The sequence below is a fragment of the Nocardioides sp. OK12 genome (genome assembly GCF_024341885.1).
GTDB classification, from domain to species: domain Bacteria; phylum Actinomycetota; class Actinomycetes; order Propionibacteriales; family Nocardioidaceae; genus Nocardioides; species Nocardioides marinisabuli.
Genome location: NZ_BNET01000002.1, coordinates 503,348 through 509,374, shown reverse-complemented (window position 1 = coordinate 509,374; position 6,027 = coordinate 503,348). Strand labels below are relative to the sequence as shown.

Below are 6,027 nucleotides of genomic sequence, written 5' to 3'. Positions count from 1 at the left end.
GGGGGACCGCCCCCCCGGCGCCCCCCGCCGCCAGGGCCTCCTCGACCGGGAGCGCGGGCTCGTCGCCGCGTCCCATGTCGAGGTGGCAGTGGTTGTCGACCACCGGGTGCGGCAGCGGCTCGGGGACCGGCGGCAGGTCCGCGCGCGGCGGCTGCTCGGGGTACGGCGCCGGGCTCACGTGCCGCTGATCCGCTCGAGGACCGCCTCGGCGGCCGCGTCGGGGGCCTGGGTGGGGATCCAGTGGGTGACGCCGCTGAGCACGACGAGCTCGTAGGAGGCGTCGACGTAGCGCTCGGTGGCCTCGACGCCGCTGCGGTCGAGGAAGGAGTCGCCGTCGGACCACACCATCGTGGTCGGCACGGTGACGTGGCGCGGCACCTGGTCGCGGTCGAGCAGGCCCAGGGCGCGGTACCACATCAGGCCGCCGCGCAGCGCCCCGTGCTCGACGATGCCGGTGCGGAACGCCTCGACGTCCTCGGCCGTCATCCCGCCGCGGCGCAGGACGCGCTCGGCGAGGCCGGGGCGGGCCAGCACCCGCTCGGCCAGGCCGCGGACCTGGAAGACCCCGACGTACCAGGAGCGCAGCGGCTGCCGCAGGCCGCGCATCGAGCGGGCGAAGGCGCCGGGGTGCGGCACCGAGAAGGCGGTCAGGGTGCGCAGCAGCTCGGGGCGGGTCTGGGCCAGCGACCAGGCCACGATCGCGCCCCAGTCGTGGCCGACCAGGTGCACCGGCCCGCCGACCCGCTCGACGAGGGCGGCGACGTCGGCGGTGAGCAGCGCGAGGCGGTGGTCGCGGCGGCGCGGGGGCCGCGCGCCGGGCGAGTAGCCGCGCTGGTCGGGCGCGAGGGTGCGGAAGCCGTGGGCGTGCAGCCGGGCCGCGACCTGCTGCCAGCTGGTGGCGCGCTCGGGGAAGCCGTGCAGCAGCACGACCACGTCGCCGTCGAGCGGGCCGTCGTCGACGACGTCGAAGACCAGGCCATCGTGGGTGTAGGAGGTGATCCGCTCCCGCAGGTGGGCGCTCACCGGACGTGCACCAGCTGGTAGACCTCGCGCTTGGGCACCCCGGCCAGCCGGGCCACCTCGGCGATCGCTTCCTTGCGGCTCATGCCCTGATCCTCCCGCTCGGCGACCGCGGCGACGAGGGCGGGGGGCTCGGTCGAGAGGGCGGCGCTGGGCGCGGCGCCGGTGACCACGATCGTCACCTCGCCGCGCACGCCCTCGGCGGCCCAGTCGACGAGCTCGCCCAGCGGGCCACGGCGCACCTCCTCGTGGGTCTTGGTCAGCTCGCGGCACACCGCGGCCACCCGGTCGGCGCCCCAGGAGGTCGCCATCGCGGCGAGCGCGGCCTCGGTGCGGTGCGGCGCCTCGAAGAACACCATGGTCCGCTCCTCGGCGGCCAGGGAGTCCAGGCGCCGCGCGCGCTCGCCGGCCTTGCGGGGCAGGAACCCCTCGAAGCAGAACCGGTCGACGGGCAGGCCGCTGACCGCGAGCGCGGTCAGCACCGCGCTCGGCCCGGGCACCGAGGTGACCCGCACCCCGGCCTCGACCGCCGCGGCCACCAGGCGGTAGCCCGGGTCGGACACGCTCGGCATCCCGGCGTCGGTCACCAGCACCACCCGCTCGCCGGCCAGCAGCGCCTCGAGCAGCGTGGGCGTGCGCGCCTGCTCGTTGCCCTCGAAGTAGGAGACGACGCGCCCGCCGAGCTCGATGCCGAGGTCGGTGGTCAGGCGCCGCAGCCGCCGGGTGTCCTCGGCGGCGACCACGTCGGCACCGGACAGCTCGGCCGCCAGGCGCGGCGGCGCGTCGCCGGGCTGGCCGATGGGGGTGGCGGCCAGGACCAGCACGCCGTACGGGACGGGGTGGTCGCTCACGAGCCGGTGACAGGGGTCGAACCTGCGACATCCTCTTTACAAGAGAGGTGCTCTGCCAACTGAGCTACACCGGCGGGGGCGCCCAGCCTAGCCAGGCCCGGCGGCGCGCGGCCCGGGTGGGGCTCAGCCCATGCCGCCGTCGTGGGCCACGATCGCGCCGGTGATCATCCGCGCCTCGGCGGAGGCGAGGTAGGCGATGGTCGCCGCGATCTCGGCGGGCGACGACGCCGCGCCGGGCAGCATCGCCAGCAGCCGGTCGGAGACGCGCGGGTCGAGGTCGTCGGGGTAGGTCTCTGCGACCTTGGCCACCAGCGGGGTGTCGACGGTGCCGGGGCAGACCGCGTTGACGCGGATGCCGTCGGGCGAGAGCTCGAGGGCCAGGGCCTTGGTCAGCTGGGTCAGCCCGCCCTTGGCGGCCGAGTACGCCGCCGAGTAGGGCTGCGGGACGCGTCCGGCCACCGAGGAGACGTTGACGACGCAGCCGCGGCTGGCGCGCAGGTGCGGCAGGGCGGCCTGGACGAGGAAGAAGGGGCCCTTGACGTCGACGGCGTGGACGCGGTCGAAGAGCTCCTCGGTGACGGTCTCGAAGCGGCCGAACTGCACGATGCCGGCGACGTTGGCCAGCACGTCGATGCGCCCGGCCTCGGCCACGCAGGTGGCGATCGCGGCATCCACGGCGGCCTTGTCGCCCACGTCGCACTTCACGAAGCTGACGCCCTCGGGCACGCTCGTGGCGATGTCGAGGGCCAGGACGGTGTCGCCGAGGTCGCGGAACCTCTCGGCGGTGGCGAACCCGATGCCGGACGCGGCTCCGGTGACGACGACGACGCGGTTGCTCATGGCCGAAACCTAGAACACGTTCTACTTATCCGGCAAGGGTCGAGGACACACCGGTCGCGGCGAGCCCGCCTGGGAGGATGGGCGCATGGACCCCCACCTCCTGCACGAGCCGCACCACGACGGCTCCGCGCTGCACCTGGACCCCGAGACCCCCGCGCCGGGCTGGCCGGTCACGGTGCGGCTGCGGACCTGGGTCGGCGACCCGGTCGAGGCGGTCTGGCTGCGCACGACGTACGACGCCGAGCCGGTCTACCACCGCTGCGCCGAGGTCGCGCGCGACGACGCCGAGGAGTCCGGCGGCGAGGGGTCGGTGTGGTGGGAGGGCGAGCTGCCGGTGCACAACCCGGTCACCCACTACCGCTTCCTGCTCGCCGGGGCCGACGGGCGCCAGCGCTGGCTGACCGCGGCCGGGGTGGTCGAGCACGACGCGCCCGACGCCTTCGACTTCCGCGTCTCCAGCCACGCCCCGCCGCCGGAGTGGGGCCGCGAGGCCGTGGTCTACCAGGTCTTCCCCGACCGGTTCGCCCGCTCGGCGGCCGCCGACCAGCGCGAGACCCCGGCCTGGGCGGTGCCGGCGGCCTGGGACGACGAGGTGGTCTTCGAGGGCTCCGACCCGCGCACCCCGCTGCAGCTCTTCGGCGGCGACCTCGACGGCGTCGTCGAGCACCTCGACCACGTCGCCGCGCTCGGCGTGAACGTGCTCTACACGACCCCGGTCTTCCCCGGGGAGTCCAACCACCGCTACAACGCCTCCACCTTCGACGGCGTCGACCCGCTGCTCGGCGGCGACGACGCCTACCAGCGCCTCTCCGAGGCGGTGCACGAGCGGGGGCTGCGGCTGCTGGGCGACCTGACCACCAACCACACCGGCGACACCCACGAGTGGTTCCGCGAGGCGCTCGCCGACCCCGAGGGCCCCGGCCGCGGCTGGTACTGCTTCCGCGCCGACGGCTCCTACGAGTGCTGGATGGGCCACCACACCCTGCCCAAGCTCGACCACACCGACCCCGGGCTGCGCGCGGCCATGACCGAGGGGCCCGAGAGCGTCGTGGCGCGCTGGCTGCGGCCGCCGTACGACGTCGACGGCTGGCGCATCGACGTGGCCAACATGACCGGGCGGCTGGGCGCCACCGACGTCGCGCACGACGTGGCGCGCACCGTGCGCGCCACCGCGCAGGCCCAGCGCCCCGACGCGCTGGTGATCGGCGAGCACAACCACGACGCCTCGAGCGACCTCGACGGCGACGGCTGGCACGGCACCATGAACTACTCCGGCTTCTCGTGGCCGGTCTGGTCGTGGCTGCGCGACGAGAAGTCGCCGGCGCGGGCCTTCGGCCGGCCGCTGCCGGTGCCGCGGCGCCCCGGCCCGCTGGTGGCGCGCTCCATGCGCGAGTGGACCGCGCGGCACGGCTGGCGGGCCACCACCTGGTCGTGGAACATCCTGGGCTCCCACGACTCCGCGCGCATCCGCACCCTGGTCGGCTCGCCCGAGCAGCACCGGGTCGCCGCTGGGCTGCAGTTCACCCTGCCCGGGGTGCCGATGCTCTTCGCCGGCGACGAGATCGGCCTCGAGGGCGTCAACGGCGAGGACGCGCGCCGGACGATGCCCTGGGACTCCCCCGAGGCGTGGGACCGCACGACGATGGAGACGTACGCCGCGCTCGCGCGGCTGCGCGCCGAGCACCCCGCGCTGGTGCGCGGCGGGCTGCGCTGGGCCCACGTCGACGACGACACCCTCGTCTACCTCCGTGAGCACCCCGCCGGCTCGGTGCTGGTCTGCGCCCGCCGCGCCCCCGGCGGGGCGGTCGGCCTGCCCAGCGCCGCGCTGGCGCTGCCCGCCCTCGACGGGGCCCCGGCCCGCCCGGTCGGCGACCCCGCGCCGCTGCTGGCCACCGAGGGCGAACCGGCACCGCTCGTCGTACGCGACGGATGGCTGGAGGTGCCGACCGGCGGGGCCGGCGTCACCGTGTGGCGGCTCTGAGCGCCCGGCCCTAGGCTCGCCTGATGGCCCTGCGCATCGTCGCCAGCCGACCCGACCCGGCGATCATCACCCTGCCCTGGTCGACCCCGCTCGAGGAGTGGGGCGAGGAGCACGTGGTGCCGCTGCCGCGCGGCCTCTCGCGCCACGTGGTGCGCATCGTGCGGCTGCGCGATCGGGTGTACGCCGTCAAGGAGACCGTCGAGGACATCGCGTTCCGCGAGTACCGGCTGCTGCGCGACCTGCAGCGGATGGGGATGCCGGCCGTGGTGCCGCAGGGCGTGGTCGCCGGGCGCGTCGACGCCGACGGCGAGGAGCTGCCGGCCGCGCTGATCACCGAGCACCTGCGCTTCTCGCTGCCCTACCGCAGCCTCTTCAGCCACGGCGCCGGGCGCGAGGACCTGCCCCGGCTGGTCGACGCGCTGGTGGTGCTGCTGGTGCGCCTGCACCTGGCCGACTTCTACTGGGGCGACGTGTCGCTGTCGAACGTGCTCTTCCGGCGCAGCGCCGACGGGTTCGCGGCGTACCTCGTCGACGCCGAGACCGGCGAGCTGCGCTCGAGCCTGTCGCGCCAGATGCGTGAACACGACGTCACCGTGGCCACCGAGAACGTCTTCGCCGAGCTGCTCGACCTGCAGGCCAGCCTGCCCGGCCACGGCTCGGCCGCCGAGGCGATCGAGCCGCACGAGGTGGTCGAGCTGCTGCTGCGCCGCTACGACGAGCTGTGGGGCGAGCTGACCGGGCACGAGGAGTTCTCGGCCGGCGAGCTGTGGCGCATCGAGCGGCGCCTCGAGCGGCTCAACGACCTGGGCTTCGACGTCGACGAGCTCGACATCGTCACCGACTACGACGGCGACCAGGTGCGCATCCAGCCCAAGGTCGTCGAGGCCGGCCACCACCGCCGCGAGCTGCAGTCGCTGACCGGGCTCGACGTCGAGGACGCCCAGGCCCGGCGCCTGCTCAACGACCTCGCCGCCTTCACCGCCCACCACGACCTGGGCCGCGAGGACCGCCAGCTGGTCGCCAACCGGTGGCTGACCCGGGTGTACGAGCCGCTGACCGCGATGATCCCCGCCGACTCGCGCGGCAAGCTCGAGCCCGCGCAGTTCTTCCACGAGGTGCTGGTGCACCGGTGGTACCTCTCCGAGCGCGCCGGGCGGCCCGTCGACATCTTCGACACCGCCCGCGACTACATCGACACCGTCCTCACCTCGAAGCCCGACGAGGCCATGGCCGCCGACCCCGACGACGACCCGGACGACACCGACCCCACCGACGCGCCCACCGACGCCGGCGGCGTACGCCGCTGACGCGGGCGGGTCAGGCGGGGCGCCGAAG

General features: G+C 75.2%; 5 protein-coding genes and 1 tRNA gene. 2 read left to right on the top strand and 4 right to left on the bottom strand.

Annotated elements, in window-relative coordinates:
- Positions 1-174: 174 nt before the first annotated feature.
- The 4 genes from OCU29_RS06565 to OCU29_RS06550 form a co-directional block, all read right to left on the bottom strand.
- Positions 175-1,023, bottom strand: a complete 849-nt coding sequence (locus OCU29_RS06565; protein ID WP_219633559.1) for an alpha/beta fold hydrolase — start codon at positions 1,021-1,023, stop codon at positions 175-177.
- Positions 1,020-1,871 (bottom strand): 16S rRNA (cytidine(1402)-2'-O)-methyltransferase, encoded by an 852-nt coding sequence (gene rsmI / locus OCU29_RS06560; protein WP_261819275.1) that lies wholly within the window; start codon positions 1,869-1,871, stop codon positions 1,020-1,022. Before rsmI ends, OCU29_RS06565 begins: the two co-directional genes overlap by 4 nt.
- A 1-nt stretch (position 1,872) precedes the next feature.
- Positions 1,873-1,945: transfer RNA gene (locus OCU29_RS06555), tRNA-Thr, on the bottom strand.
- Between the two features lie 49 nt (positions 1,946-1,994).
- The gene (locus OCU29_RS06550) at positions 1,995-2,711 is read right to left on the bottom strand and encodes an SDR family NAD(P)-dependent oxidoreductase (RefSeq protein WP_261819274.1); all 717 of its coding nucleotides are present in this window, start codon (positions 2,709-2,711) and stop codon (positions 1,995-1,997) included.
- Between the two features lie 85 nt (positions 2,712-2,796).
- Here OCU29_RS06550 and OCU29_RS06545 point away from each other — a divergent pair, with 85 nt between their 5' ends.
- Positions 2,797-4,692, top strand: a complete 1,896-nt coding sequence (locus tag OCU29_RS06545; protein ID WP_261819273.1) for a glycoside hydrolase family 13 protein — start codon at positions 2,797-2,799, stop codon at positions 4,690-4,692.
- Between the two features lie 23 nt (positions 4,693-4,715).
- Positions 4,716-5,999: a DUF4032 domain-containing protein gene (locus tag OCU29_RS06540; protein WP_179615425.1), complete on the top strand. Its 1,284-nt coding sequence runs from the start codon at positions 4,716-4,718 to the stop codon at positions 5,997-5,999.
- Positions 6,000-6,027 lie beyond the last annotated feature (28 nt).